Genomic DNA, 25,411 nt, shown 5'->3' on the forward strand with positions numbered 1-25,411 from the left:
GCTCAATCGCCCGTGACCTCCTGCCAACGCCTGGTCGTGCCATGCCTGGGAGCGGTGGCCCTGGCCCTGCTGCCGGTGGCAGCCCGGGCCCATGCCATCGAGAGCAGCCTCGATCAGCTCCGCTCCCTCAACGACTCCCTGCTGCTCGAGAGCCGCTTCTCCTCCGGTGAACCGGCGGCCGGAGCACAGGTGCGCGTGGTGCCGCCAGGAGGCGGCACGCCGGTGACGGTGGGCCAGCTGGATGCCGACGGCAAGCTGTCCTTCGTGCTGCCGAGCGGCGCAGATGGCACGTGGGAGCTCCAGGTCGACGACGGCCCCGGCCATCGCGACTTCCTCGACCTGACGGTGAAGAGCGGCCGCCCTCTGATCGACAGCCTCAGCGGCCGCCCGGCCGAGCCGACGGCGCCCTGGACCTCCCCCTGGCTGATCGGCACCGTGGTGCTGGGCGGCCTCGGCAGCGTCGGCGGGGTGATCGCCGGTCTGAGCGGCTGGTCCGCTGCGCGCCGTCGCCTTCGATGAGCGCCGGCACCGAAGCGCTCGATCGGATCGTTGAGCGACTGCGCGGCACCACTGACCCCAAGCGCCGCTACGCCTACGTGCTCTGGCTGGCCCAGAAGCTGGAGCCGCTGCCGGATGAGTTCCGCGTCGACCCCTTCAAGGTGAAGGGCTGCGTGTCGCAGGTGTACGTGGTGGGCGAGCTTCAGCAGGGGCGGCTGCACTGGCGTGGGGATTCCGATGCCCAGATCACCAAAGGGCTGCTGGCCCTGCTGATCGAAGCGCTCGAAGGCCTGACGCCTGAGCAGGCTGCCTCCGTTGATCCTGCCTTTCTGGCGGACACGGGCCTGCAGGCCAGCCTCACCCCATCGCGGGCCAACGGCTTCCTCAACATCTTCAAGATGATGCAGGCCCAGGCCCGCAGTCTTGCCGGCGGCGAGTCCAGCGCCGGTGCGGCTTCCGGCGCCGCCTCCTGATGACCAGCGGCGCCGGCCTGCAGGAGCAGCCGCGCTGCAGCCAGGTTTCTAGGCTCGGACGTTTCCAGGCGAGACAGGCATGACCATCGGCATCGGCTTGCTGGGTCTGGGCACGGTGGGAGCGGGCGTAGCCGCCATCCTGTCCGCCCCGGCGGGTCGCCATCCGCTGGTGGACCAGCTGCGGCTGCAACGGGTGGCTGTCAGGGATCTGAGCCGCCCGCGCCCGCTGGAGCTGGATCCGGCCCTGCTCACCACCGACCCCGAAGCGGTGGTGCAGGATCCGGCCGTCGACATCGTGGTGGAGGTGATGGGCGGACTCGAACCCGCCCGCAGCCTGATCCTCAGCGCCATCGCCGCCGGGAAATCGGTGGTCACGGCCAACAAGGCGGTGATCGCCCGCCACGGCCAGGAGATCGCCGCGGCGGCCGCCGCGCGGGGCGTGTACGTGCTGATCGAGGCCGCGGTGGGCGGCGGCATTCCGATCATCGAGCCGCTGAAGCAGTCGCTGGGTGCCAACCGCATCCAGCGGGTGAGCGGCATCATCAACGGCACCACCAACTACATCCTCACCCGCATGGCGGATGAGGGGGCCCTTTACGGCACGGTGCTGGCCGATGCCCAGGCCCTCGGCTACGCCGAAGCCGACCCGGCCGCCGATGTGGAGGGCGGCGATGCCGCCGACAAGATCGCCATCCTGGCGGGACTGGCCTACGGCGGCGGCGTCGAACGCTCCGCCATCCCCACGGAAGGCATCAGCGGCCTGCAGGCCAGAGATGTGAGCTACGCCGACCAGCTGGGATTCCGCGTCAAGTTGCTGGCGGTGGCGCAGAGCGAGGGCACCGATCCCGACGGCACCGAGCAGCTCGATGTGCGGGTGCATCCCACCCTGGTGCCGAAGGATCACCCACTGGCGGGGGTCAACGGCGTCAACAACGCCATCCTCGTGGAGGGGGATCCGGTGGGGCGGGTGATGTTCTACGGGCCTGGTGCCGGGGCCGGGCCCACTGCTTCGGCTGTGGTGGCCGACATCCTCAACATCGCCGGCATCCGCCAGGTGGGCGGCCCTTCCGCCGGGCTTGATCCGCTGCTGGCGGCCGGCAGCTGGCGCCGTTGCCGCCTGGTGGATCCCGCCGTCACCCGCCACCGCAATTACCTGCGCCTGCAGACCACCGACCAGGCGGGCGTGATCGGGCGGATCGGCAGTTGCTTCGGCCAGGAGGAGGTGTCGATCCAGTCGATCGTGCAGTTCCAGGCCTCCGGCGGGGAGGCTGAGATCGTGGTGATCACCCATGAAGTACAGGAGGCCCGTTTCCGTGCGGCGCTCACGGCGATCGCCGCCCTGCCCGACGTCAAGGCGGTGGCGGCCTGCCTGCGAACCCTCTGAGGCAATGATCCGCAAACCCTCTGCCGAGACATGCTGAGCGGCCTCACCTGATGGGAGTGATCAGCAGCACCGATCCTTCGGTCGCGATCCCCTCACCGGGATTTCTTAAGGTTCATAGCGAACGCCTTCCCCTCTCCAGCCCCGAAATGCTGTCGACACACGCCCCCACCACGGGCGACCCGCAGCGCCGTCAGGCCCCATCCCCCCTCGCCACCCCCCTCCCTACGGACACCCCTTCAATCCGCACCAGCCCGATGAGCCTCCACCAGGGTGATTGCATTCACCTCGCCTCGGATTCGAACCTGTACCAGGTGATCGCCGTGGATCCGCCCCACGACCGCTGCTGGGTGCGCCGCTGGCCCTTGGTGCGGGGGGGCTCCCCGGTGTTCGAGGTGTCCTTGCAGCAGGTTCACAACAGGCCGCCTTCCCTGGCCCTGAATGGCCAGCCGAGCCTTTGAATGGCCGCAGCGAGCGTCACCGCCCCCCATCGCCCCCTTTCCTGATCTGAAGCGCTGGCTGACGCTTCCCCTGGTGGGAATGCTGAGCCTGGGCCTGCTGTCCGCCTGCCAGCCCGTCCGTCCGGTGGACCGGCTGGTAGTGGCGGGGCGCAGCCGCATTGATTCGGTGGATCCGGCCGCCACCTTCAGCATCGGCGCGATGCAGCTGCTGAGCGCTCTGGGCGATCCCCTCTACGCGATCAGCCCCGACGGCGAGCTGCTGCCGCGCCTGGCCGTGGCGCCGCCCCGGCTCAGCGCCGATCGCCTCACCGCCTGGGTGCCGCTTCGTCAGGGCGTGCGCTTCCACGACGGCAGCCGCTTCGATGCCGCCGCCATGGTGTTCACGCTGGAGCGCTTCCTGGCGATCGGCAAGCTGAGTTACCTGCTGGGCGACCGGATCGTCTCGGTGCGGGCCAGTGGGCCCTACGAACTGGAGCTGCGCCTGCGGCGCCCGTTCACGGCCCTGCCCCAGCTGCTCACGGCGGTGAATCTCACGCCGCTGTCCCCCACGGCCTACCGGGCCCACGGCCGCCGCTTTCTGAACGAGCGCTTCGTGGGCACCGGGCCCTACCGGCTCACCTTCTTCAACGATCAGCAGCAGAGGCTGGAGCCCTTCGCCGACTACTGGGGGCCGAAGCCAGCCAATGGCGGCATCGATCTGGTGAACCTGAGCAACTCCACCGCCCTCTACGGCGCCCTGCGCAGCGGTGAGGTGGATGTGCTGCTCTCCACCAGCCTGGAGGGCGACCAGCAGCTGTCGCTGCATCGTCTGGCCGAGGCCGGCGCCCTGCGCGAAGGCAGGGGGCCGGCCCTGGAGATCGGCTATCTCACGCTGCTCAGCGACCAGCCGCCCCTGAAGGATCCACGCTTGCGCCGCGCCCTGGCGTTCGGCCTCGATCGGGAGCTGATCAGCCAGCGGGTCAGCCACGGGCTGCGCCCTTCCCTGCGGGAGCTGGTGCCCCCGACGATCCCCGGCTCCGATCCGCAGGCCTGGCCTGCCTTCGATCCGGCCCAGGCCCGTGCGCTGTTTCGCCAGGCCGGCTACTGCAGCGGCCGGCGGTTGACCGTGCCCCTCACCTTCCGCTCCAACATCCCCTCCGACCGCCTGTTCGCGCTCACCTGGAAGGAGCAGCTGGCCCGTGACCTCGGCGACTGCGTGCAGCTGGAGATCAGCGGGATGGAATCCACCACGGCCTACCGGCAGCTCGGCGAGGGCGCCTTCACGGCGATCCTGCTGGAGTGGATGGGGGATTTCCCCGATGCCGACAACTACCTGATTCCCCTGTTGGGGTGCGAGCAGGCAGAGGGCAACCGCTGCCTCAAGGGCGCCAGCGCCGCCAGCGGCAGCTTCTGGACCCAGCCGGGTCTTGAGCAGGATCTCAAGCGCAGCGAAAGCTTGGAGGGCGAGGAGCGCGTCGCCCTGCTGCGCCGCCTGCAGCAACAGGTGGCCCAGGCTTCCCCCTACATCCCGGTCTGGCTGGTGGCCCCGCGCGCCTGGGCCCGCCCCAACCTGCAGACGCCCCGCTTCGATGGGGCCGGCCGGGTGGTGTTCAGCCGGCTGCAGAAGGAGCGCCACCCATGAGCCGCCGTTCCCAGCTGTTGCGCTACGGCGCCAGCCGCCTGCTGCTTGGCCCGGTGATGCTCTGGCTGATCGCCTCCCTGGTGTTCCTGCTGCTGCGGCTGGCGCCGGGTGACCCGATCGATGCCCTGCTCGGCATCCGCGCTCCGGAGGAGGCCCGCGCCGCCCTGCGCCAGCAACTCGGGCTTGATCTGCCGCTGCTCACCCAGTACGGCCAGTTCCTGCTGGGTTTGCTGCGCGGGGATCTGGGCGCCTCGCTCACCAATCAGACACCGGTGGCCCAGGTGATCGGCCAGAGTCTGCCGGCCAGCCTGGAGCTGGGCGTGTGCGCGCTGTTGATCGCCGCCGTGCTGGGCCTGGCGGTGGGGTTCTCCGGCATCGCCCGTCCCGACGGCAAGCTCGATCTGGCCGGCCGCCTCTACGGCATCGGCACCTACGCCCTGCCGCCGTTCTGGGCGGCGATGGTGGTGCAGCTGGTGTTCGCCGTCTGGCTCGGCTGGTTGCCGGTGGGTGGGCGCTTCCCGGTCACGCTGCTGCCGCCCACCGGCTCCGGCTTCTACCTGTTCGACAGCCTGCGGGCCGGCAACTGGCAGCAGTTCAGCGGCACGGTGCGGCATCTGGTGCTGCCCGCCACCACGCTCGGCGTGCTGCTCAGCGGCATCTTCGATAACGCGCTGCGGCTCAACCTGCGCCGGGCGCTCCGCTCCGACTACGTGGAAGCGGCCCGCAGCCGCGGCCTGAGCGAACCAAGGGTCGTGCTGCGCCACGCCCTGCCGAATGCCCTGTTGCCCGTGCTCACGATCACCGGGATCACCGTGGCGTCCCTGATCGGTGGCGCCCTGCTGATTGAGGTCACCTATTCGTGGCCGGGCATCGCCTTCCGGCTGCAGGAAGCGATCGCCCAGCGCGACTACCCCCTGGTGCAGGGGATCGTGGTGGTGGTGGCGGCGCTGGTGGTGGTGGTGAGCGTGGTGGTGGATCTGCTGGTGGCGCTGCTGGATCCGCGGATTCGGTTCTGACGCTTACTGCTGAAGCCGGTGCTGAACGCTGCCGCTGGCGCCTTTTTGCGCCCTGCTGTGGGAGCGGATGGTCTGCCCCGTCCCGCTGTTGCCGTTCAGCCGTCGAGGCGCCGGTGCCAGTGGCGAGCTGCCTCCCGGTCCAGCACGTAGGCCCGCACGGTGCCCTGCAGGCGCTGCTGGCTGGCCAGGACAGCGGACCCGTCGAGGGAGCCGAGGAAGTCGGCGGTGAGGTTGAGCAGCAGCTCCTGCACCTGATGCGGTTCCACCCCGACCAGCTCCTCGCCTAGCTGCAGCAGCGCGGGGTTGTCGTCACCGAGGCGCACCACCGAGAAGTGGCTGCCTCCCTCCACCATCACCAGCCGGCTGCGGGGGTTGTGCTGCTGCAGGAACAGCTCCAGCTGCTCGCCCACCGGCGGCGTGACCAGATCAAGGCCGCCACCCACCATCAGCAGCGGCGTGCCGTTGAGGCGATCGAGGCCGCGGCCTGGCCAGAGCAGGCTTCCGAAGGGATTGAAGCTCACCACCGCCGCCACCGGGTCGCGCCCGTCGCCGCTGCCCACCTTCGGCAAGGGCACCTCCGGCAGCTGGCATTGCAACAGCCGCGAGAGGTTGTTGAGCGGGATCCCTCTCATCGCCTGCTTGCAGCGCTGGTCGAGGCCCGCCACGGGCCGGGCGCCTCCGGCCATCAGAGCCGACAGCCCACCGAGCGAATGGCCCAGCAGCACCGCGGAGGAGCCCAGGGGCGGCAGCCGGCCGACCTGCTCGGCTTTCAGCACCGCCTCCACATCCGCCAGGCGGGCGGGGAGCGTCTCGGCGCCGGGGGGCGGGCGCTGCCCATCGAGCAGTTGCCGCACGACGTGTTCGTCGCTGCTGGGGTCATCGATCAGCAGCACCGGGTAGCCGCGCTCCGCCAGCCCGCGGGCCAGCCAGTTCAGCTGGGCGCCGCTGCTGCCCAGCCCCGGCATCACCAGCAAGTAGGTGCCACGAGCGGGCCCCACCGCCTCCCACAGCTCGATCTTGAGGGGGTCGGGCCGGTGGGTCACCGCCAGTTCCAGCAGGCGGGGCATGGGAACGGCGCCGGTGGGCTGCAGGGCCGGCACCCGTGCGGTGCTGGGGGTGGCGGTCAGGGGCAGTCGCAGCTGACGCAACTGCCTCAGGGCCTGGCCCTGCAGTTCCACCTGCCGGCGCCATTGCTGCGCCAGCTTCAGCACCTCATCCACCTCCAGGGTGAGCCGGGGGGTGGGCACGGCCCGCAGCAGGCTCAGCGGGGTGACCGGTTCCGGGCGCTGCAGCAGGCCGCGGAGTGTGTTCACCAGCAGAGGGCCGCTGCCGCTCTGGTCGGTGCTCAGCAGTGCCCCCATCTCCTCGACCACCTGCCGGCCCGCCCAGCTCTGGATCAACTGCAGAGCCAGGTCGCGCTCCTCCAGGATCGGCGTGAGCAACAGGCGGCGCAGATCCTCGCGGCTGCGGGGGTCGAGCAACTCGAACCACACGCCGAGGTCGTTGCCCCGGGAGCCGGGATCACGGCTCCAAGCCTCCAGCTGGCCGATGTCGATCGGCAGCGAGAACCCGTCGAGCCGAACGATCAGTTGATCTGCGGCCTTGGCCGGACTGCCCCCCCCGACCAGCAGACTGGTGAGAAGCACGAACAGCGGTCGGAACCGGTTTGACACGACGTCGCGCAGGGGCAAGCGGCCTCGGCTGGTTCCTCCAGTTTCCCGCGCCCCTGCAGCAATTGTGCTGGATGCGGCTGCTGAGCGGCCTTGGCGGCGGCGGCGTGATCTATCTCACCGCTGTGGTGTTCCACAACGCCGGCTTCTCCGCCACCGCCGTCGGGCAGGGGCTGGCGGCAGCCGCATTGGCCGGTACGGCCGGTCGCTTGCTCTGCGGCTGGTGGCTCGACCGCGGCCGCTCCTGCAATGGCCCGATCGTGCTGGCCGCCTTGATCTCGGTGCTGGCCGACGCGCGCCTGTATAGCGCCACCAGCTTTCCCGCCTACGTGAGCGGGCAGATGCTGATCGGACTGGCCCTCGGGCTCTGGTGGCCCGCGATCGAGCTTGCCGTGACCCAGAGCTGCGCGCCGTTGCCCTCCAGCCGCGCCTTCGCGTTGGTGCGCACCGCTGATGCGCTTGGTATCGCCACCGGCGTGCTTCTGGGCTCCGGGCTGGCGGCCCTTGGCCGCTTGCGGGGCATCTTCCTCGTCGACATCGCCTGCATGGTCGTGCTGCTGAGCCTGCTGCTGCGCCGGCCGCTGCCGCCGGCACCAGTCCGCAGTGCCGACATCCGACTCGATTCCTGGCAGGGATGGGTGCGGCCCCTGCTGCCCCTGCTGGCGATGACGGTGCTGTCCACCGGCATGGTGGCCCTGCTGCAGGGCGCCCTGCCGCTGGATCTGGTGCGCGGCGGGCTGGCCCGCCCCCCCCTGCCGGAGAGCACTGGTGCCCTGCTGCTGGCGCTGCAGCTGGGGCTCCTGCTGGCCCTGCAATGGCCGCTGGGGCGCTGGCTGTCAGAGCGTTCGGTGGCCTTCGGGCTCGGACTGAGCCTGCTGGGTTTCGCGCTCGGCAGCTCCCTGCTGGCCTTCTCCAGCCTGGGCTGGCACAGCCTCACGGTGCTGCTGCTGGCCCAGCTGCCGCTGGCGGCGGCTGTGGCCGCCTTTCTGCCCACGGCCACCGAAGCGGTGGTGGAGATCACGCCCCCCGCCCATCAAGGCATGGCCATGGCGTTGTTCTCGCAGTGTTTTGCGCTGAGTGCCTTCGTAGCGCCGCAGGTGGCGGGCCTGTTCCTCGATCAGCAGAGGCATGGGGGCGGCCTCTGGCTGGCGATGGCGGCGCTCTGCCTGCTGGGCCTCACCCTGGTGCGTCCCTTAGCCCGCGTCCACCCCCACGCCAGCCCCTCCAGTGTGATCTGAGGCCCCGGCCCCGCCAGGGGCGGGCCGGGAGATCCAGCCCTGCTGCTCGTGAGGCAGGGGCTCGGTGCCGTACTCCCAGTCGTCGTAGTCGGGGTCGTTGCGGATGCGCTGGTGCAGTTCTTTCTGAATGTCGAAGTTGTGTGCGCCGGCATTGCGCGCACCGGTGGCGGATCCCGCACCTCGGTCAGGGGTCGCCGCGGTGGCGCTCGTGACCTCGTCCAGCGGCGGCTCAGCGGCAGGCCGATTTGCAGGCGCTGCCGCGCTGCCAGCAGAGGGCTCCTGGGAGGGGTTCATCAGGCTTCGCCTCGTCGGACACCATTCTCGCCGAAGGCGGCTGCCGCCCCGGTCACGGAAGCCAAAGAGGAGGGCGGCTCAATGCTCTGCGCCTGCCTCAGCCGCCGAAGCGTCTGCTGAAGTTGAAACCGCTTCAGACGTTGAACAGGAACTCCATCACGTCGCCTTCGGCCACCACGTACTCCTTGCCCTCGCTGCGCAGCCAGCCTCGGTTGCGTGCTTCCGACAGGGAGCCCGCTTCAATCAACTGCGCGTAGGCCACGGTCTGGGCGCGGATGAAGCCCCGTTCGAAATCGGTGTGGATCACGCCGGCGGCCTGAGGCGCGGTCATGCCGGCTGTGATTGTCCAGGCCCTGGTTTCCTTTTCGCCGGTGGTGAAGTAGGTGCGCAGGCCGAGCAGCTGATAGGTGGCGCGGATCAGGCTCTGCAACCCGCCCTCGCTCACCCCCAGCCCGTCGAGATAGTCGGCGCGCTCGGCTTCGCCGAGTTCAACGAGTTCCGCCTCCACCTGCGCCGAAATCCGCACCACCTCAGCCCCTTCACGCTGGGCAAGGGCCACCACGGCCTCGCTGTGGCCGTTGCCTGCCGCCAGGTCGTCTTCCGACACGTTGGTGGCGTAGATGATCGGCTTGAGGGTGAGCAGGCCGAGCGGACGGATCGTCTCGCGCTCGTCGGCGCCGAGGGCAACCCCGCGTGCCGGTGCGCCGGCTTCCAGCGCAGCGGCGATGCGGCCCAGCACCTCATCTTCTGCCTGGGCTTCCTTGCTGGTGCGAGCCTGCTTCTTGAGCCGTTCCCGCCGCTTCTCCACCTGGGTCAGGTCAGCGAGAGCCAGTTCCAGATTGATGATCTCGGCGTCCTGGGCGGGATCCACCTGACCAGCCACGTGGATCACGTCGTCGTCCTCAAAGCAGCGCACCACGTGCACGATCGCGTCCACCTCGCGGATGTTGGCGAGGAACTTGTTGCCGAGCCCTTCGCCCTGGCTGGCGCCCTTCACCAGGCCGGCGATGTCGACGAACTCCACCCGGGTGGGCACGATCTCGCGGGAACTGGAAACGTCTGAGAGCATTTTCAGGCGCCCGTCGGGCACCGCCACGGAGCCCACGTTCGGCTCGATCGTGCAGAACGGAAAGTTGGCGGCCTGGGCCTGGGCGTTGGCCACTAGGGCATTGAAGAGGGTGGATTTGCCCACGTTGGGCAGCCCCACGATTCCGGCTTTAAGCATGGGGCTAAATCTAAACGGCGCCCCCCGGGCCTCCCATGGCCACGTTTTTCGCCGCGACCATCAAGACTGGTTACAGCGACCGCTGACCGTCATTCCCCGCTCCGACCTTCGCCCTGCGCCGGTGCTGACACCGCCCCAGGAACAACCGGTCCCGGCCGCCCCTCGCCGGCCTGGTCCCAAAAAGCGGCGCTGGCCTCTCTGGGCAGGGGTGGCTGCGGCAGTGCTCGTGATCGGCGGTGTGGCCCTCTGGCAGCGCCAGCGCAGCACCACCCAGCAGCAGCAGTCGCTGGCCGCCTATGTGGTGAAGGCCGAGCGCGGCAGCCTGCCGGGCATCGTCACCTCCAGCGGAGAGCTGGAAGCGGCCCGCAGCGTCAACGTCAGCCCCAAGCGGGGCGGCGTGCTCGCCGACCTGTTCGTGGATGAGGGCGATCTCGTGCAGGCCGGCCAGCCGATCGCTCTGATGGACAGCGGTGACCTTCGCGATCGGGAGAATGAACTGCTGGCCCAAGAGCGGCAGGCGGCCGCCGAGTACGCCCGCAGCCGCTCGGAGTTCGAACGTCGCCAGAAGCTGTATCAGCAGGGCGCGATCAGTCAGGACGACATCGTCAGCTTCCGCACCCGCATGCTCACCAGCAAGGCGGCCCTTGATGCGGCCCGGCAGCGCAACGCTCAGCGGGACGTTGAACGCGGCGAGCTCACGATCCGCGCCCCCTTCAATGGCGTGATCACCCAGCGGTTCGCCGACCCCGGAGCCTTCGTCACCCCCACCACCTCCGCCTCCGCTAACGCGGGCGCGTCCAGTTCATCGGTGGTGGAGCTCGCCCGCGGCCTGGAGGCGGTGGCCAAGGTGCCGGAAAGCGACATCGGCCGCATCCGCCTCGGCCAGATCGCCACCGTGCGGGTGGATGCCTTCCCGGACCGCCGCTTCACCGCGCGCGTGCGCCAGATCGCCCCCCGTGCGGTGAAGATCAACAACGTCACCTCCTTCGATGTGAAGCTGCTGTTCACCGATCCCCACAGCGAGCTGCGGATCGGCATGACCGCCGACATCGACTTCAAGACCGGCACCCTGCCGGCTCAGACCCTTGTGCCCACTGTGGCAGTGGTCACCGAGGAAGGGCGGCCTGGGGTGCTGCTGGTGGGCAAGAACAACCAGCCCACCTTCCAGCCGGTGACGCTCGGCTCCAGCAGCGGCCGAAACACCCAGATCCTCTCCGGCCTCAAACCGGGTACCCAGGTGTTCATCGATCTGCCTCCCTGGACAAAGAAACGCCCCGGCAGCTGAATCACGCTCCGATCAGGCCCACTGCCAGCTCAGGCCAGTGGCCAGCTCAGTTCCGTTCTGCCAGGAAGGCACGGCAGGCCGCCACGATCCTGCCGCTCGCCTGGCCGTCCCCGAAGGGGTTGTGAGCCATGGCCATGGCCGCGTAGGCGGCAGGGTCGTCGAGCAGGCGCCCGGCTTCCGTGGCGATCGCTGCCGCATCGGTGCCGATCAGGCGCGCCGTGCCCGCAGACACCGCTTCCGGACGTTCCGTGGTGCGCCGCAGCACCAGCACCGGTTTGCCCAGGGCTGGGGCCTCTTCCTGCAGGCCGCCGGAGTCGGTGAGCAGCAGCGTGCAACCGCGGATCGCTCCCACCAGCTCGTCGTAATCGAGCGGCTCGGTGAGAAAGGCCCGCGGGTGATCGCCCAGCATCTGCTGCAGGGGTTCCCGAACGGTGGGGTTGCGGTGCAGCGGAAGGAGCAGGGCGGTGTCGGGGTGTTGCTCCAGCAGTCGCAGGAAGCCATCACCGATGGCGAGCAGACGCTCTCCCCAGTTCTCCCGGCGGTGCACGGTGGCCAGGATCACCCGCTGCTGGGTCCAGTCGAGGCCAGGAAGCTGCAGCAGCGGCGCCTGCTTCGCCATCAGCAGCAGCGCATCGATCACAGTGTTGCCCGTGACCAGCACCCGGCCCACCACCCCGGAGGCCAGCAGGTTCGCCTCCGACACCGAGGTGGGGGCGAAGTGGAGTTGGCCGATCTGGGAAATCAGCCGGCGGTTGGCTTCCTCGGGGAAGGGGTCAAGCAGGTTGTCAGTGCGCAGGCCGGCTTCCACGTGCCCCACGGGGATCTGCTGGTAGAACGCCGCCAGAGCGGAAGCGAAGGCGGTGGTGGTGTCGCCCTGGACGAGCACCAGATCCGGCCGGTGCTCAGTGAAGTCCTGCTCCAGCCCCATCAGGGCGGCACAGGTCACGTGGGTGAGCGTCTGGCGGGGCGTCATCAAGGCCAGGTCGCGATCAGCGGTGAGGCTGAAGAGCTCCATCACCTGCGCCACCATTTCCCGATGTTGGCCGGTGAGCACCACCCGGGTGCGGAAGCCTTCGGCTTGTTGGAAGGCGCGGATCACCGGTGCCAGCTTGATCGCTTCGGGCCTGGTTCCCAGCACGATGCTGACGAGCGGAGCGGTGGTGATCAAAGAGCCCATGCGGGGGTGTCGATCCTAAGGAGAGCCGGTGTCGCATTCACGTGGCGGAGCATCCCCGTACCGATCAGCAGCTGCATGTGAACTCAGGCGAGTACTTGCCCCAAAATGGCTGCAATGCTGTCCAGCCGATGACCAGTTCCCTGTTTCCCCCTAGCTCGGTGCCTGCGCCCGACTCCCACCCCGCCGGCGTGGATGGTGTAGATCCGGCCCCAGCGCCACCACGGCCATCCGTGGCTACGCCCTGCACACTGGAGGAGGTGGTGCGCGTGGCTTTTGAGGCCAAGTGCTCAGATGTTCACCTCGGCGTCGGTGAGGAACCGCGGCTGCGCTTTCGCGGCGATATGCAGATGACCGGCTGGCCGATCATCACGAACCAACGGTTCTCGGAGTGGCTGAATGAGATTCTCTCTCAGGAGGATCGTCAGGCTTTTCGCAGCGATAAGGAATTCGACGGATCACATTCTTTCGGTTTCGTGAGGGTGCGGATCAACCTCTTTGAATCGCTTCTTGGTCCAGCCATGGTGCTGCGGCTTATCCCCTTTGAGGTCCCCACACTGGAATCCCTTGGGTTTCCGGATGTCTTTAAGCATCTTCTCAAGTACACCAAGGGCCTGATCCTGATGACAGGCCCCACGGGCTGCGGCAAATCCACCACTCTAGCCGCAATGATCAATTGGATGAATTCAACTCAGTCGAAGCACATCCTCACCATTGAGGATCCAGTTGAATTCGTTCATGTCAGCAAATCCTGTCTGGTGCGGCAGCGTGAGATCGGCCACCACACAAAGTTGTTCTCCACTGCTCTGCGGGCGGCATTGCGGGAAGATCCTGATGTGTTGCTGATCGGGGAGATTCGCGACCAGGAAACCCTCTCCACTGCCTTGGAGGCTGCTCAGACCGGCCACTTGGTCTTCGGCACGCTCCACACTAACTCCGCCGTAAAAACCGTTGAGCGGATGCTGGGTATGTTCCCGTCCGAAGAACAAAAATCAATCCGCACAAGTGTGGCCGAATCGTTGTTGGCGGTGATCTCGCAGGGGCTGCTCAAGACGACTGAAGGTGGCCGAATCGCTTACCACGACATTTTCATCAACACCGATGCTTGCCGGGATTACCTCCTTCGCGGCGAATTCGACGAGGTGGAGGAAATCATGAAACGCAGTTCGTTTGAAGGCATGAAAACATTGAACCAGTCCCTTCTTGAGCTGGTAGTGGCAGGCAAAGTGAGTGCGGATGAGGCGTTGGCCGTGAGCCTCAAGCGTGGTGAACTCTCCCAGGCCCTACGAGGCCGCGAATAGGGCGGAGTCCACTGGCAAAACGTTTGTTGACTTGGCCTGGCTCAGTGGGCCCTGGCCAGGCGGAGAAGCAGCAGGGTGGCGATGCCCAGCGAGAGCCCGAGCATGGCCAGGCGGCCATTCCAGATCTCGGCTTGGGGGGTGAAGCCCCGCCGCCAGGCGTTCAGCTCTTCCGGCCCCACTTCAACGGGCTGGCTGGAGCCGAGCCCCTCAGCAGCGGCTGGTGATGCTGCAAGAGAGCTGTTCGGCAGCAGTGCATTCTCTGTGGTGTCAGCTGAAGCCATCCACCCCCTTAACAACGGGTTCGGCCACCATAAAGGGATCAAAAGCAAGGCTGTTGCTCGTAGAGCGCGTCGCTTTGCTGCAATGGCAGGCGGGCCGCCACACCCAGGGCCGTGCTGCTGCTGGATCCGGCGGCAAGCCGCTGGGCTGCTGCCACGCCGATCATGGCGGCGTTGTCGGTGCAATAGGCAAGTGGTGCCCGGCGCCAGTGCAGCCCCAGCGCGCCGCAGCGTTCCTCCAGCCGCTGGCGCAGGCGTTGGTTGGCGGCCACCCCGCCCACCAGCACCAGGGTGCCGAGTCCCTCGTCGCGGGCGCAGCGGCAACTGCGCTCCACCAGCACGTCGACCACGGCCAGTTCGAAGCTGGCGGCCACATCAGCCAGATCCTGCGGAGCCAATTCCCCAGTTGAAGGCGGATCCGCCGGCCCCGCGGCACCGGTGCCGGCGCGCAGCGACTGCACAAGGCGGAGTACGGCCGTCTTCAGCCCGCTGAAGCTGAAGTCGTAGGGGTGGTAGCCCCCTTCCGGCCTCGACACGCGCCCTTTCGGCAGGGGAAAGCGCAGGGGATCCCCCAGCGCTCCGGCCGCCTGGATCGCCGGACCGCCGGGATACCCCAGCCCAAGCAGCCGTGCCACTTTGTCGAAGGCCTCGCCGGCCGCGTCGTCGTGGCTGCGGCCCAGCCGCCGGTAGTGGCCGGCGCCGTCGACGCGGATCAGCTCGGTGTGGCCGCCGCTCACCAACAGCACCAGGAACGGACCCTCCGGCAGGGGGTCTCCCAGGTGGACGGAACAGAGATGGCCTTCGAGGTGGTGCACCCCCACGAAGGGACGATCGTGCAGCCGCGCCAGCGTGCGGGCTGTGACCGAGCCCACCAGCAGGGCCCCCACCAGGCCCGGCGCCACGGTGGCGGCGATGCCGTCGAGGTCGGCGAAGCCGAGGCCGGATTCGGCCATCACACTGGCGATCAACTGGGGCAGCGCCTCCACGTGCCGCCGCGAGGCAATCTCGGGCACCACGCCTCCCCAGCGGGCATGTTCGGCGATCTGGGAAGCCACGGCACTGGCGAGCACCTGCTCGCCGCGCACCACGGCCGCCGCTGACTCGTCACAACTTGTTTCGACGGCCAGAACGGTGTTCAAGTGCCTCCATGGCCTCCCTTACTCTCCGCAAGTGACATCCTGCCCGCTGGCAGGCCTTTCCCCGGATCCGGATACGATGCGCCGCCTTTTCGCCGTTCTGATTTCCGCCCTGCTGATCTTCGGCTTCGCCCCTGTGGCCCATGCCGATGTGGCCGGGCTCACCCCCTGCTCCGAAAGCCCCCGCTTTCAGCAGCGTGCCGCCTCCGCTGCCACTCCGCAGGCCAAAGCCCGCTTCGAGATGTACAGCCAGGCCGTGTGTGGCACCGATGGCCTGCCCCACCTGATCGTTGATGGCCGCTGGAGCCATGCCGGCGACTTCATGATCCCTGGCATCGCCTTCCTCTACATCGCCGGTTGCATCGGCTGGGCCGGTCGCGTGTACCTGCAGGCCATCCGTGGCAGCAAGGACGCCACCATGCGCGAGATCCAGATCGATGTGCCCCTTGCCCTGAAGAGCACCATCGCTGCAGCCACCTGGCCTCTGGCGGCCTTCAGCGAATTCACCAGCGGCAAGCTGCTGGAATCCGATTCCAAGGTCACCGTTTCACCGCGCTGAATCTCGGTTCAGTCGCCCCACCCCTCTGTTCTCCATCCGGAGCACGCCCATGAAGAAATTCCTCACCACAGCCCCTGTTTTCGCTGCGATCTGGTTCACCGTCACCGCCGGAATCATGATCGAATTCAATCGCTTCTTCCCGGATCTTCTCTTCCATCCCCTTTGATCCGCTGGCCTCCAGCCGGAGGCTCTGAACGTCACAAGCGGCCGTAAAGGCCGCTTTTTTGTGACTTGCACGTTGTGGCTGGCGCTGGAGCTTCAGCTGCCGGCCAGTTGCAGCAGGGCTTCCAGCTCGCCGATGGCGGTCTCCAGGTCGCCGTTCACCACCACGGCGTCGAACTCAGCGGCGGCCGCCAGTTCCTCCCGGGCCCGGCGCAGGCGCCGTTCGATCGCGCTGTCGTCGTCGGTGCCGCGGCCGCGGATGCGCCGCTCCAGTTCCTCCAGCGACGGAGGTTCGATGAACACCTGGAATCCCTGCGGGAAGCTGCGCCGCACCTGGCGGGCCCCCTCCAGTTCGATTTCCAGCAGCACCGGTTGCCCCTGGGCCAGATGCTCGCTGACGGGCGCCCGTGGCGTGCCGTAAAGGTTGCCGGCGAATTCCGCCCACTCCAGCAGCCCTTCGGCAGCCACCTGCTGCTCGAACTGCTCCCGGCTCATGAAGAAGTAGTGCTCCCCGTCCTGTTCGCCGCTGCGGGGCGCGCGCGTGGTGGCGGACACAGACAGCCAGATCTGCGGATGGCGCCGGCGCAGCGCGGCCACGAGTGTGCCCTTGCCCACGCCGCTGGGGCCGGTGATCACCGTGAGTTGTCCCGGACCCACCGCTGCTGCCTTTGTTGCTGCCATTGCCACTGCCGCTGCCTCCGCCATCAGGCCCTCGCACGTGAGCCAGCAGAGTAAGGGGCATCCCTGTCCACGCGGTTCCCTTGACCTCCCGGACGCTCCAACCCATGGACGTCACCACCTTGCGGGCGGTGCTTGCCGAGCTGCGGCCGCAGCTGTTGCCCAGCCGCTTCGAGAAGGCCCAGCAGCCCAGCGCCCACAACCTCCAACTCGGCTTTCGCGCGCTTGATGGTCGTCACTGGCTGGAGCTGAGCTGGTGGGCGGATGCGCCGCGCCTGCTGCCGATCGACCCTCCCGCCCGGCGCGGTGAGGGCAGCACTCTGGCCCAGCAACTGCAGCACGGCCTGGGCGGCCTGGCGCTGGTGGCGATCGATCAGCACGGCTGGGAACGGGTGGTGGAGCTGGGCTTTGCCCCCCGCCCCGGTGAGGCGATCTGCCGCACGCTGGTGGTGGAGCTGATGGGCCGCCACAGCAACCTCTTCCTCCTGGATGGCCAGCGTCGGGTGGTGGCCCTGGGCCGCCAGGTGAAGCCGAACGAATCCCGGCTGAGGCCGATTGCCAGCGGCGACACCTACAGCCCGCCGCCGCCCCTGCAGGCCGATCCCCCCGATGCCGGCGAAGCTCTGTGGCACTGGCGTCGGCGCCTGCAGCTCCTGCCGCTGCCGCTGGGCAGGGCGCTGCTGCAGAGCTACCAGGGGATCAGTCCTGCCCTGGCCCTGCAGTTGGCCGGCGATCATCCCGACACATCCACGGCGCTGCTGAAGCTGCCGGTGGAGCAGCTCAGCGAGCTGCAGTGGAGTGCCCTCTGGGTGGCCTGGCAGCAATGGCTGGGCGACCTGGCGGCGGACCGCTTTGGCTTCGTCACCGGTGGAGCCACCGCCTACCGCTGCTGGGGCGCCGAGCTGGCCGGCCCGGTGGGGCGCCCGCTGGCGCAGCTCTACGACCGGCAGCTGACAGCCCAGGCCTTCCAGCTGCGCCACGATCAGCTGCAGCGGCGCCTGTTCACGGCCCGGGATCGCCAGAGTGCCCAGCGGGCCGAGCAGCAGGCGTTGCTGGAGCAGGCCGCCGGCTGCGACCAGTTGCGGCGCCAGGCGGATGCCCTGCTCTGTCTGGCCGACCCCAGCCGCGAGCAGGTGGCTGTGGCACAGGCTCTCTATAAGAAGGCGCGCCGCCTGCAGCGCTCCTCCGCCGTGATCACCACCCTGCTGGAGCGTCACGACCTGCAGCTGGAGCGCATTGAGGCCAGCCTGGCCTTTCTGGAGCTGCACCGGCCCGAGGAGACCACCCCCCATGCCCTGCGCGGGGCGCTGGAGGATCTCGCCGCCCTCGAAGACGACGTGGAGGAACTGCTCAGCGTCGGCGGCCGCGAGCGGGACAAGGGACGAAGCAAGGCGCGCGCCCGGCGGCAGCCCCTGCCATGCCAACCGCTGGAGTTCCTCACTGCCGGAGGGCTGCGCGTGCAGGTGGGCCGCAACCATCGCCAGAACGAATGGATCAGCCTGCGGCAGGCGCGGCGCGGTGATCTCTGGTTCCATGCCCAGGAGTGCCCGGGCAGCCACGTGATGCTCAAGAGCTCGGAAGCTCCCGCCACCGACGCCGACCTGCAGGCGGCGGCCGATCTGGCCGCCCGCTTCAGCCGTGCCCGCGGCAATGCCCGTGTGCCCGTGGTGATGGTGCCCAGCGACCAGCTGCAGCGCATTGCCGGAGCCGGACCCGGCACCGTGCGCCACCGGGGCGGCGAGGTGGTCTGGGGCGATCCCGGCCGCGGCGCCACCCTGTGCAGTCGCTCCTTAGGCTCAGCTCCAGCGCCTGCGCCATGAGCGACTCTCCCCTCCCCGCACCTCCCCCACCGATCCGGGTGCCACCGGCGGATGAGTTTCCCGCCGAGGTGGAGATGAGCCTTGTGGACCACCTCGAGGAGTTGCGGCGGCGGGTACTGCGCAGCCTGCTGGCGGTGGTGGTGGCGGCCGGCGGCTGTCTGCTGCTGGTGAAACCGCTTGTTCGGCTGCTGGAACTGCCCGCCGTGGGCATGCGCTTCCTCCAGCTCGCCCCAGGTGAATTCCTGTTCGTGTCGATCAAGGTGGCCGGCTATGCCGGCCTCACGCTGGCGCTGCCCTACGTGCTCTACGAGGCGCTGGCCTTCGTCTTGCCGGGTCTCACGCGCCGGGAGCGGCGACTGGTGGCGCCGGCCGTGGCGGGGTCGGCGGTGCTGTTCGCCGCAGGGCTTGCCTTCGCCTGGTGGGCGCTGGTGCCGGCGGCGTTGCGGTTCCTGGTCAGCTACGGCGCGGATGTGGTCGAGCCGATTTGGTCGATCGAGCGCTACCTCGATTTCGTGCTGCTGCTGATGGTGGCCACTGGCCTGGCCTTTCAGCTGCCGGTGCTGCAACTGCTGCTGGGTGCCTTCGGCCTGATCCGCTCCGACGCCATGTTGAAAGCCTGGCGCTGGGTGGTGCTGGTGGCGGCCCTGGCCGGCGCCGTGCTCACTCCTTCCACCGACCCCGTCACGATGCTGCTGCTCACCGGCTCGATCACGGCCCTGTTCCTGGTGGGTGTGGCCCTGGTGGCCCTCACCGAGCGGCTCCGGCCTGCGGCCAGCGGCGCCTGAGGCCAGGTTCAGAGCAGGAATTCACTGCTGCGCCCGCCCTCGGCCGGCTCCAGGGTGAGGCTCATCGCCCGTCCCAGTCGGGGTTTGTCGCGGGTGGTGGTGAGCCACTGGCGCACCTGATCGGCCACCCCGAGGCCGTTGAGCAGCTCGATCAGCTCCTGCAGCTTGGCCTCATAGCCCTCGGCATCGAGCGGAAAGGACTGCTGCTCCAGGTAGGCCCACATCACCTGCAGGTAGAGGCGGCCGCGCCGCTGTACCAGCTGGAGGTCGTAGGACGCGTGCCAGCGCTCACGCAGCACCTGCAGCACTTCATCGAGCCGGAGGGGGGCGAAGCGGCCGCTGGAGCCGGGCTCAGCAGCCGGATCAGGCAGGGACACGGCGGCGAGGGTGAGGACACTCCACAACAGCATGTTGCGCCGCAGGCGCAAGCTGCGTCCTGGCAAAACGTGACGGCCAGGGCAACGTCCATAATGGGCGCCTCGTTGCTTCGGCACCCAGGAACGTTCCGTATGACCCAGATCCCAGTGAGCGATGTGCCCGGAATGGGCCGTCGTCAGTTCATGAATCTGCTGACTTTCGGCTCCGTCACTGGTGTCGCACTGGGTGCTCTCTACCCCGTCGCCCGCTACTTCATTCCCCCCCGGCCCGCCGGCGGTGGCGGTGGCACCACCGCCAAGGATGAACTGGGCAACAACGTCACCGCCTCGGGCTGGCTCAGCACCCACAAGGAGGGTGACCGCAGCCTCGTGCAGGGCCTGAAAGGTGACCCCACCTACCTGCTGGTGGAAGGTCCCGACGCCATCGGCAGCTACGGCATCAACGCCATCTGCACCCACCTGGGTTGCGTGGTGCCCTGGAACAGCGGTGCCAACAAATTCATCTGCCCCTGCCACGGGAGCCAGTACGACCCCACCGGCAAGGTGGTGCGTGGTCCTGCTCCGTTGTCGCTTGCCCTGGCCAATGTCTCCGTCGAAAGCGACAACGTTTTCCTGAGCACATGGACCGACACCGATTTCCGCACCGGTGAAAAGCCCTGGTGGGCCTGATCGTCCGACCGTCCATCTCCTCCCGTCGCCCGTCCGCCCACCCCATGCGCCGCACCCTTTCCCTGCTGCTCTCCACCGTCCTGGCTTCGGCCGCCCTCTTCCTGGCGCCTTCTGCCTCCTGGGCCTACCCCTTCTGGGCCCAGCAGAACTACGAGAGCCCCCGCGAAGCCACCGGCAAGCTCGTCTGTGCCAACTGCCACCTCGCCAAGCTGCCCACCCAGGTGGAAGTGCCCCAGGCCGTGATGCCTGACACCGTGTTCAAGGCGGTGGTGAAGATCCCGTACGACACCAGCGTTCAGCAGGTGGCCGCCGATGGCAGCCGCACGGGCCTCAACGTGGGTGCGGTGCTCATGCTCCCCGATGGCTTCACCCTTGCTCCCGCTGATCGTCTCAGCGACGAGCTGAAAGAGGAAACCGCCGGGGTCTACGTGACCCAGTACAGCGACGACAAGCCCAACATCCTGCTGGTGGGCCCCCTGCCGGGTGACCAGCACCAGGAGATCGTCTTCCCCATCCTCTCCCCCGATCCCGCCACCGACAGCGCCATCCACTTCGGCAAGTATTCGGTGCACGTGGGTGGCAACCGCGGCCGTGGCCAGGTGTACCCCACCGGTGAGAAGAGCAACAACGGCGTCTTCACAGCTCCTGCCGCCGGCACCGTGAGTGCCATCACCGCCGGTGAGAACGGCGCCAGCGTCGTGGAGATCCGCACCGCCGACGGCACCACCGTGAGTGAAACCATTCCGGCTGGCCCTGCTCTTGCTGTGGCTGTGGGCGATGACGTGGTGCTCAACGGACCCCTTTCGGAAGATCCCAATGTGGGCGGCTTCGGTCAGCTGGATTCCGAGATCGTGCTGCAGAACCCTGTGCGCATTTACGGCATGCTCGCTTTCTTCGCCGCCGTTGCTCTCGCCCAGATCATGCTGGTGCTGAAGAAGAAGCAGGTGGAGAAAGTGCAGGCTGCCGAAGGCGTCTGAGGCTGACCCCCATCTGTTGAGCCGTTTCCCTTGGCGCTTCTTCCCCCAGCCCTGCCGACGGCGATGTTCACTTCACCAGGGCCCCTGCTGTTCCAGCTGGGGCCTTTCTCCCTGCGCTGGTATGGCCTGCTGATTGCCGTGGCGGTGCTGCTCGGCCTGATGCTCTCCACCAGGCTGGGCCGGCGGCGCGGCATCGAGCCGGCCATGATTGCCGACCTTCTGCCGATTCTGGTGCTGGCTGCTGTGCTCGGTGCCCGCCTCTACTACGTGGTGTTGGAGTGGCGCCAGTATCAGCTCAACTGGCTGGATGCCCTGGCCATCTGGCAGGGGGGCATTGCCATCCATGGCGCCCTGATCGGCGGCTCACTGGCGGTGGTGGTCTACTGCCGCTGGCGCAAGCTCGCCTTCTGGAATCTGCTCGATGTGCTCGTTCCCTCGGTGGCCCTGGGCCAGGCGATCGGCCGCTGGGGCAACTTCTTCAACTCCGAAGCCTTCGGCCTGCCCACGGATCTCCCCTGGCGGCTGTTCATTCCAGCGGTGAACAGGCCGGCCACCTTCATCGACGAGCAGTTCTTCCACCCCACCTTTCTCTACGAATCGCTCTGGAACCTGGCGGTGGTGGCGTTGCTGCTCACCTTGTTCCAGCTTGGTTCGCGGGGCCGCATCGCGTTGCCTGCCGGGGCGCTCAGCTGCATTTACCTGATCAGCTACAGCCTGGGCCGCTTCTGGATCGAAGGACTGCGCATCGATCCGCTCTGCCTGTTCTCCACCCCGCCCTTCTGCGAAGGCGGCCTGCGCATGGCGCAGCTGATGAGCCTGCTGCTGATCGCGGCCGGATCGATCGGCCTGATCTGTTTCTACCGCGGAGCCCGTCGCCTTCAGAGCGAGTCTGGCCCCAGCGAACCTTTCCAGGGCACCAACCCTTGACCACTTTCCCCAGCCAGCCGGAAGCCACCCCGTCGGAACCGGCGGCGGTCACGATCGTGGGGGCAGGGCCCGGCGCTCCTGATCTGCTCACCTTGCGGGCAGCCCGTGCCATCGAAGCGGCCGAGGTGCTCGTCTGGACCGATTCCCTGGTGTCGCCCCAGATCGCAGCCCTGGCCCCGGCGAGCGCTGAACGGATCCGCACCAGCACCCTCACCCTCGAGCAGGTGCTGGAGGTGCTGATCGAGCGGGCCCGCGCCGGCAAGCGGGTGGTGCGACTCCACGATGGCGACCCCTGCCTCTACGGGGCGCTGGCGGAGCAGGTCAGCAGGCTCACCGAGGCGGGCCTGGTGGTGGAGGTGGTCCCGGGTCTCAGCGCCTATCAGGCCACGGCGGCAGCGCTGCAGGCTGAGCTCACCATCCCTGGCCTGGTGCAGACGATCGTGCTCAGCCGGGCTTCCGGACGCACCGGCGTGCCGGAGAAGGAATCCCTGGAACGCCTGGCGGCCCTGGGGGCCTCCCTCTGCCTGTATCTCAGCGCACGCCATGTGGAAGAGGTGCAGGAGGTGCTGCTGGCGCACTACGCCGCCGACACCCCGGTGGCGATCGGCTACCGCGTCAGCTGGCCCGACCAGTGGATCACTGTGGTGCCCCTGAGCGAGATGGCGGAAACGAGCCGCCAACGCCAGCTGATCCGCACCACCCTCTACGTGGTAAGCCCTGCTCTCGACGCCCCCCAGCAGGCCCGCTCGCGTTTGTACTCCTCCTCCCACACCCATCTGTTTCGCCCCGGTGGGAAGGGACTGCCTGTCGATCAGGCCGCCAGGGACTGCGGGCAGCTGGCTGAATCCTCCCCCGCGTCCTTGCCGTAGAGCTCGGCCTCAAAGCGGTCGCGGGCGAAGCGGCAGCCGCTGCGCGCCACGATCGCCTCGAGATCCAGTGCTGCCACCCCCAGGCAGCAGGTGCCTCCCGGCGATGGCGTCACGTTGAACACCAGCCCGGGCCCGGCTTCGATCCTCACCTCCCCGAGCATCAGCTTGCGGGCCTGCTTGTCGATCAGCTGGGGGCGCACCCCTCCATAGCCTTCGGCGAAGCTCAGGTCGTTGAGCGCCATGCCGGGAACGATCTTGCGCACATCGCGCAGAAACAGCCGTCGCCGCAGCCAGGGCACCTCGAACAGCAGGTTGCGCACGATGTAGGCACGGATGTCGCTGTTGCCGAGCAGTTGCCACAACACCGCCAGCACGGCCAGATCGAGCCTGAGCACCTCAAGGAATTCGAAGAACGAGCCGAGCCGGTAGCGCTCGAGCAGGGGCAGCAGCAGCGCGGTGGGGCCGAAGCGCGTCTGGCCGGGAGCTCCCACATCGGGGTCCCCGTGCAGGGCGGCGAAGGGCAGCTTGTCGTTCTGCACCGTGTAGACCTTGCCGTTCAACAACTCGGGGGTGAAGTAGAAGCTGCCAGCCACCGGCAGGCAGGAGTAGCGCAGTCCGTGGCCCATGCGCTGGGCCATCAGCAGGCTGTGGGCGCCTGCATTCACTACTACATGCCGCGCCCGCCAGAGCTGGCGGCCCGCCGCCTTGCTCTGCGTCTCCACCAGAAACGTCTCGCCCTCGGAGGTGATCGTCTCCACGCTGGTGCCGAGGGCCAGGTCGATGCAGCGCGCGCTCCCCTCCACAGCGGCGTGGGCCTGGCGCACGAACGCGGCCGAGAGCGCTTCGTAGTCGACGGCGGTGGCCGCCTCACGGATGCCGATCGCCACCAGTTCCTCGCTGCGTGGCACGCCATTCACCAGCGCCACCGCTGGCTCCCAGGCGGCGATGTCCTCTTTCTCCAGCAGCTGCATCGCCGGAAAGTGGGGCGAAAACAGTTCAAAGCGCTGGCGCAGGCTGGCGCATTCCCGCTCGCCCACCCCCAGCACCATTTTCGGGGTGCGGAACAGGCAACGCTCACGCTCCTCGCCCTCCAGCAGGTCGCCGAAGCGCACGACCATCTCAGCCGTGCGCTTCACCCGCAGCGCCTTCTCCAGGGTGTAATTGGTCTCGATGTCGCCGCAGTGGATCGTCTGGCTGTTGCTGGTGGCCTTCGAGTTCACCTGGGCCAGCTGCTCATAGCGCTCGATCAGCGCCAGCCGGGGCAGGTCGGTGTAGCGGGCGAGCTCGAAGAGCAAGGCCGTGCCACAGACCCCGCCACCCACCACCAGCACGTCCACCTCCCGCGGCGTCGAAGCCTCGGCTGCCTCCGTTCCCTGCCCCGCAGGCTGGGGGGAGGTTGAGGCCGGGGCGGACGCACGGATCGGAGAGACAGAAGACACGCGGTAGCGGCGAAACAGAGGGTGCGCAGGCCATGTTCGCCGATCCTGTGCGGGCGGGCGTGGCCATTGGCGGAGCGCTTCAACGGGCTGCATTGAGCACCGCAATGGCGCCGGCGAGCATCAATGCGGCGGCGGGCAGCCGCAGCCCGCCCCGCGGTTCGTCCAGCAGCGTGACGCCCACCGTGGCGCTCATCAGCGTGCTCAGGCGCTTGATGGCGATCACATGCACCACGGCGGTCTGGCGCAGCGCCTCCATCTGGCAGACCATGCCCACCGCCCCGGTGAGACCGCAGAGCAACACCAACAACAGCAGCCCCTCAGAGGTCGCTGCCGCAGCCAGCCGTGCGGTGCCCCCTCCTGAGCCGGTGAGCTCGGGGGCCAGCAGCGGTACAGCCACCACCAGGTTGAACAGCACCACCCAGGTGAGTGAGCCACCGGCGTTCACCCCCACCTTGTCGAAGGCGGCGCCGAGGCCCCACAGCACGGCCACCACCAGCATCGAGCGTGCCCCCGGACTGCTCAGCAGGGGCAGGCCACCACCCGTGCCGCGGCCCAGCAGCAGGGCTCCCAGCACCAGCAGCGCCACACCCGCCAGGGCCGCCGGTGCTGGCCGCTCCCCCAGCAGCCACCAGCCGCTGAACAGCAGCACCAGGGGCGAGAGGTTGATCAGGGGCAGCACCAGGCTGAGGTCGCCGCGGGCGAGGGCGCGCCCGTAGGCCCAGAAGGCCAGGGCGTTCACCAGCCCCCCGGCAGCAAGGGCCAGCAGCAGACGTGTGCCGTCGCTGGGCCAGCCGCCTGGGGCCAGCAGCAGCCATGGCAGGGTCAGGGCGGCACTGATCAGGCAGCTGAGGCCCATCACCCGCGCCGCCGTCCAGCCGCTGCGCTGCAGCAGGCGGCGGACGGCCAGATCGCGGCCGCTTTCGCAGCAGGCCGTGAGCAGGGCCAAGGCGGGCCAGGGAAGCAGCAAAGGAAGCTGGGGAAGGACAGGCTGGGTGGCGCCGCCCGTGTTTTAAGATCCAGAGGTGCGGGCGATTAGCACAGCGGTAGCGCACTTCCTTCACACGGAAGGGGTCACTGGTTCGAGTCCAGTATCGCCCA

At 68.4% G+C, this 25,411-nt stretch carries 27 protein-coding genes and 1 tRNA gene; 18 read left to right on the forward strand and 10 right to left on the reverse strand.

The genetic code is table 11. The features are described from left to right. The first annotated feature begins 12 nt into the window (after positions 1–12). From KBY86_RS09795 to KBY86_RS09820, 6 genes are all read left to right on the forward strand, one after another. Positions 13–519, forward strand: coding sequence for a hypothetical protein (locus KBY86_RS09795; RefSeq protein ID WP_255140968.1), 507 nt, complete (start codon positions 13–15; stop codon positions 517–519). Then, on the forward strand, positions 516–971 hold the full coding sequence (locus KBY86_RS09800) for a SufE family protein (protein ID WP_255099819.1): 456 nt from the start codon (positions 516–518) through the stop codon (positions 969–971). Before KBY86_RS09795 ends, KBY86_RS09800 begins: the two co-directional genes overlap by 4 nt. Before the next feature lie 79 nt (positions 972–1,050). Continuing rightward, positions 1,051–2,355 (forward strand): homoserine dehydrogenase, encoded by a 1,305-nt coding sequence (locus KBY86_RS09805; protein ID WP_255140969.1) that lies wholly within the window; start codon positions 1,051–1,053, stop codon positions 2,353–2,355. Positions 2,356–2,501: 146 nt separating this feature from the next. Next, on the forward strand, positions 2,502–2,813 hold the full coding sequence (locus KBY86_RS09810) for a hypothetical protein (protein WP_399221367.1): 312 nt from the start codon (positions 2,502–2,504) through the stop codon (positions 2,811–2,813). After that, on the forward strand, positions 2,794–4,434 hold the full coding sequence (locus tag KBY86_RS09815; protein ID WP_399221369.1) for an ABC transporter substrate-binding protein: 1,641 nt from the start codon (positions 2,794–2,796) through the stop codon (positions 4,432–4,434). The genes KBY86_RS09810 and KBY86_RS09815 overlap by 20 nt, the downstream gene beginning before the upstream one ends. Further along, positions 4,431–5,450: an ABC transporter permease gene (locus tag KBY86_RS09820; protein WP_255099817.1), complete on the forward strand. Its 1,020-nt coding sequence runs from the start codon at positions 4,431–4,433 to the stop codon at positions 5,448–5,450. Before KBY86_RS09815 ends, KBY86_RS09820 begins: the two co-directional genes overlap by 4 nt. Positions 5,451–5,545: 95 nt before the next feature. Here KBY86_RS09820 and KBY86_RS09825 read toward each other — a convergent pair whose 3' ends face one another. Beyond that, positions 5,546–7,096 carry an alpha/beta hydrolase gene (locus tag KBY86_RS09825; protein WP_255140970.1) on the reverse strand — a complete coding sequence of 517 codons (1,551 nt, stop codon included), beginning with the start codon at positions 7,094–7,096 and terminating at the stop codon, positions 5,546–5,548. A gap of 98 nt (positions 7,097–7,194) precedes the next feature. On the opposite strand from KBY86_RS09825, the gene KBY86_RS09830 reads away from it, so the two are divergent. Further along, entirely contained in the window at positions 7,195–8,358 is a 1,164-nt protein-coding gene (locus KBY86_RS09830; protein ID WP_255140971.1) for an MFS transporter, read from the forward strand. Here the strand turns inward: KBY86_RS09830 and KBY86_RS09835 are convergent. Further along, positions 8,314–8,652: a hypothetical protein gene (locus tag KBY86_RS09835; RefSeq protein WP_255140972.1), complete on the reverse strand. Its 339-nt coding sequence runs from the start codon at positions 8,650–8,652 to the stop codon at positions 8,314–8,316. The genes KBY86_RS09830 and KBY86_RS09835 overlap by 45 nt on opposite strands. 133 nt (positions 8,653–8,785) lie before the next feature. Next, positions 8,786–9,877: a redox-regulated ATPase YchF gene (gene ychF / locus KBY86_RS09840; RefSeq protein ID WP_094510279.1), complete on the reverse strand. Its 1,092-nt coding sequence runs from the start codon at positions 9,875–9,877 to the stop codon at positions 8,786–8,788. Between the two features lie 208 nt (positions 9,878–10,085). Between ychF and KBY86_RS09845 the strand changes: the two genes are divergently transcribed. Then, complete coding sequence (locus tag KBY86_RS09845; protein WP_315855857.1) at positions 10,086–11,162, forward strand: efflux RND transporter periplasmic adaptor subunit; 1,077 nt, start codon at positions 10,086–10,088, stop codon at positions 11,160–11,162. 46 nt (positions 11,163–11,208) lie between these two features. Here KBY86_RS09845 and wecB read toward each other — a convergent pair whose 3' ends face one another. Next, positions 11,209–12,339 (reverse strand): non-hydrolyzing UDP-N-acetylglucosamine 2-epimerase, encoded by a 1,131-nt coding sequence (gene wecB, locus KBY86_RS09850; RefSeq protein ID WP_255099812.1) that lies wholly within the window; start codon positions 12,337–12,339, stop codon positions 11,209–11,211. A gap of 128 nt (positions 12,340–12,467) precedes the next feature. Here wecB and KBY86_RS09855 point away from each other — a divergent pair, with 128 nt between their 5' ends. Beyond that, a complete protein-coding gene (locus KBY86_RS09855) occupies positions 12,468–13,637 on the forward strand; it encodes a type IV pilus twitching motility protein PilT (RefSeq protein ID WP_094510281.1) in 1,170 nt (389 codons plus the stop codon). A gap of 41 nt (positions 13,638–13,678) precedes the next feature. On the opposite strand, the gene KBY86_RS09860 is transcribed toward KBY86_RS09855, so the two are convergent. Further along, positions 13,679–13,918, reverse strand: a complete 240-nt coding sequence (locus KBY86_RS09860) for a hypothetical protein (protein ID WP_094510282.1) — start codon at positions 13,916–13,918, stop codon at positions 13,679–13,681. A 38-nt stretch (positions 13,919–13,956) separates the two neighbouring features. Then, positions 13,957–15,054 carry a tRNA (adenosine(37)-N6)-threonylcarbamoyltransferase complex transferase subunit TsaD gene (tsaD, locus tag KBY86_RS09865; RefSeq protein WP_094510283.1) on the reverse strand — a complete coding sequence of 366 codons (1,098 nt, stop codon included), beginning with the start codon at positions 15,052–15,054 and terminating at the stop codon, positions 13,957–13,959. A gap of 76 nt (positions 15,055–15,130) precedes the next feature. Here tsaD and KBY86_RS09870 point away from each other — a divergent pair, with 76 nt between their 5' ends. Beyond that, positions 15,131–15,610, forward strand: coding sequence for a Photosystem I reaction center subunit III (locus tag KBY86_RS09870; RefSeq protein ID WP_255140974.1), 480 nt, complete (start codon positions 15,131–15,133; stop codon positions 15,608–15,610). 49 nt (positions 15,611–15,659) lie between these two features. Next, positions 15,660–15,776: a photosystem I reaction center subunit IX gene (psaJ, locus tag KBY86_RS09875; RefSeq protein ID WP_011935127.1), complete on the forward strand. Its 117-nt coding sequence runs from the start codon at positions 15,660–15,662 to the stop codon at positions 15,774–15,776. 92 nt (positions 15,777–15,868) lie between these two features. On the opposite strand, the gene gmk is transcribed toward psaJ, so the two are convergent. Beyond that, positions 15,869–16,453: a guanylate kinase gene (gmk, locus tag KBY86_RS09880; RefSeq protein ID WP_255140975.1), complete on the reverse strand. Its 585-nt coding sequence runs from the start codon at positions 16,451–16,453 to the stop codon at positions 15,869–15,871. Positions 16,454–16,557: 104 nt separating this feature from the next. Here gmk and KBY86_RS09885 point away from each other — a divergent pair, with 104 nt between their 5' ends. After that, positions 16,558–18,270 (forward strand): NFACT family protein, encoded by a 1,713-nt coding sequence (locus KBY86_RS09885; protein ID WP_255140976.1) that lies wholly within the window; start codon positions 16,558–16,560, stop codon positions 18,268–18,270. Beyond that, positions 18,267–19,055, forward strand: coding sequence for a twin-arginine translocase subunit TatC (tatC, locus tag KBY86_RS09890; protein WP_255099807.1), 789 nt, complete (start codon positions 18,267–18,269; stop codon positions 19,053–19,055). Before KBY86_RS09885 ends, tatC begins: the two co-directional genes overlap by 4 nt. 8 nt (positions 19,056–19,063) lie before the next feature. On the opposite strand, the gene KBY86_RS09895 is transcribed toward tatC, so the two are convergent. Beyond that, positions 19,064–19,465: a DUF3067 family protein gene (locus KBY86_RS09895; protein WP_094510445.1), complete on the reverse strand. Its 402-nt coding sequence runs from the start codon at positions 19,463–19,465 to the stop codon at positions 19,064–19,066. Between the two features lie 99 nt (positions 19,466–19,564). Between KBY86_RS09895 and petC the strand changes: the two genes are divergently transcribed. The 4 genes from petC to cobM all read left to right on the forward strand — a co-directional run bounded on the left by petC (position 19,565) and on the right by cobM (position 22,874). Further along, the gene (gene petC / locus KBY86_RS09900) at positions 19,565–20,101 is read left to right on the forward strand and encodes a cytochrome b6-f complex iron-sulfur subunit (protein ID WP_094510288.1); all 537 of its coding nucleotides are present in this window, start codon (positions 19,565–19,567) and stop codon (positions 20,099–20,101) included. Positions 20,102–20,145: 44 nt separating this feature from the next. Beyond that, positions 20,146–21,078, forward strand: coding sequence for a cytochrome f (gene petA, locus KBY86_RS09905; protein WP_094510289.1), 933 nt, complete (start codon positions 20,146–20,148; stop codon positions 21,076–21,078). A gap of 63 nt (positions 21,079–21,141) precedes the next feature. Continuing rightward, positions 21,142–22,005 carry a prolipoprotein diacylglyceryl transferase gene (gene lgt, locus KBY86_RS09910; protein ID WP_255100043.1) on the forward strand — a complete coding sequence of 288 codons (864 nt, stop codon included), beginning with the start codon at positions 21,142–21,144 and terminating at the stop codon, positions 22,003–22,005. Further along, complete coding sequence (gene cobM / locus KBY86_RS09915) at positions 22,002–22,874, forward strand: precorrin-4 C(11)-methyltransferase (protein WP_255140977.1); 873 nt, start codon at positions 22,002–22,004, stop codon at positions 22,872–22,874. The genes lgt and cobM overlap by 4 nt, the downstream gene beginning before the upstream one ends. On the opposite strand, the gene KBY86_RS09920 is transcribed toward cobM, so the two are convergent. Together KBY86_RS09920 and KBY86_RS09925 are read right to left on the reverse strand one after the other, a co-directional pair. After that, entirely contained in the window at positions 22,817–24,313 is a 1,497-nt protein-coding gene (locus tag KBY86_RS09920) for an FAD-dependent oxidoreductase (protein ID WP_255140978.1), read from the reverse strand. The genes cobM and KBY86_RS09920 overlap by 58 nt on opposite strands. 79 nt (positions 24,314–24,392) lie before the next feature. Next, positions 24,393–25,259 carry a DMT family transporter gene (locus KBY86_RS09925; RefSeq protein WP_255140979.1) on the reverse strand — a complete coding sequence of 289 codons (867 nt, stop codon included), beginning with the start codon at positions 25,257–25,259 and terminating at the stop codon, positions 24,393–24,395. Between the two features lie 80 nt (positions 25,260–25,339). Between KBY86_RS09925 and KBY86_RS09930 the strand changes: the two genes are divergently transcribed. Continuing rightward, a tRNA-Val gene (locus KBY86_RS09930) sits at positions 25,340–25,411 on the forward strand.

It is taken from the genome of Synechococcus sp. Lug-A (assembly GCF_024345655.1).
In the GTDB taxonomy this organism is placed as follows: Bacteria; Cyanobacteriota; Cyanobacteriia; order PCC-6307; family Cyanobiaceae; genus MW101C3.

Coding starts and splice junctions, on each gene's coding strand:
- KBY86_RS09800 (WP_255099819.1), top strand. CDS start 516: ATGAGCGCCGGCACCGAAGCGCTCGATCGGATCGTTGAGCGACTGCGC.
- KBY86_RS09805 (WP_255140969.1), top strand. CDS start 1,051: ATGACCATCGGCATCGGCTTGCTGGGTCTGGGCACGGTGGGAGCGGGC.
- KBY86_RS09810 (WP_399221367.1), top strand. CDS start 2,502: ATGCTGTCGACACACGCCCCCACCACGGGCGACCCGCAGCGCCGTCAG.
- KBY86_RS09815 (WP_399221369.1), top strand. CDS start 2,794: ATGGCCAGCCGAGCCTTTGAATGGCCGCAGCGAGCGTCACCGCCCCCC.
- KBY86_RS09820 (WP_255099817.1), top strand. CDS start 4,431: ATGAGCCGCCGTTCCCAGCTGTTGCGCTACGGCGCCAGCCGCCTGCTG.
- KBY86_RS09830 (WP_255140971.1), top strand. CDS start 7,195: ATGCGGCTGCTGAGCGGCCTTGGCGGCGGCGGCGTGATCTATCTCACC.
- KBY86_RS09835 (WP_255140972.1), bottom strand. CDS start 8,652: ATGAACCCCTCCCAGGAGCCCTCTGCTGGCAGCGCGGCAGCGCCTGCA.
- ychF (WP_094510279.1), bottom strand. CDS start 9,877: ATGCTTAAAGCCGGAATCGTGGGGCTGCCCAACGTGGGCAAATCCACC.
- wecB (WP_255099812.1), bottom strand. CDS start 12,339: ATGGGCTCTTTGATCACCACCGCTCCGCTCGTCAGCATCGTGCTGGGA.
- KBY86_RS09855 (WP_094510281.1), top strand. CDS start 12,468: ATGACCAGTTCCCTGTTTCCCCCTAGCTCGGTGCCTGCGCCCGACTCC.
- KBY86_RS09860 (WP_094510282.1), bottom strand. CDS start 13,918: ATGGCTTCAGCTGACACCACAGAGAATGCACTGCTGCCGAACAGCTCT.
- KBY86_RS09870 (WP_255140974.1), top strand. CDS start 15,131: ATGCGCCGCCTTTTCGCCGTTCTGATTTCCGCCCTGCTGATCTTCGGC.
- psaJ (WP_011935127.1), top strand. CDS start 15,660: ATGAAGAAATTCCTCACCACAGCCCCTGTTTTCGCTGCGATCTGGTTC.
- gmk (WP_255140975.1), bottom strand. CDS start 16,453: ATGGCAGCAACAAAGGCAGCAGCGGTGGGTCCGGGACAACTCACGGTG.
- KBY86_RS09885 (WP_255140976.1), top strand. CDS start 16,558: ATGGACGTCACCACCTTGCGGGCGGTGCTTGCCGAGCTGCGGCCGCAG.
- tatC (WP_255099807.1), top strand. CDS start 18,267: ATGAGCGACTCTCCCCTCCCCGCACCTCCCCCACCGATCCGGGTGCCA.
- KBY86_RS09895 (WP_094510445.1), bottom strand. CDS start 19,465: ATGCTGTTGTGGAGTGTCCTCACCCTCGCCGCCGTGTCCCTGCCTGAT.
- petC (WP_094510288.1), top strand. CDS start 19,565: ATGACCCAGATCCCAGTGAGCGATGTGCCCGGAATGGGCCGTCGTCAG.
- petA (WP_094510289.1), top strand. CDS start 20,146: ATGCGCCGCACCCTTTCCCTGCTGCTCTCCACCGTCCTGGCTTCGGCC.
- lgt (WP_255100043.1), top strand. CDS start 21,142: ATGTTCACTTCACCAGGGCCCCTGCTGTTCCAGCTGGGGCCTTTCTCC.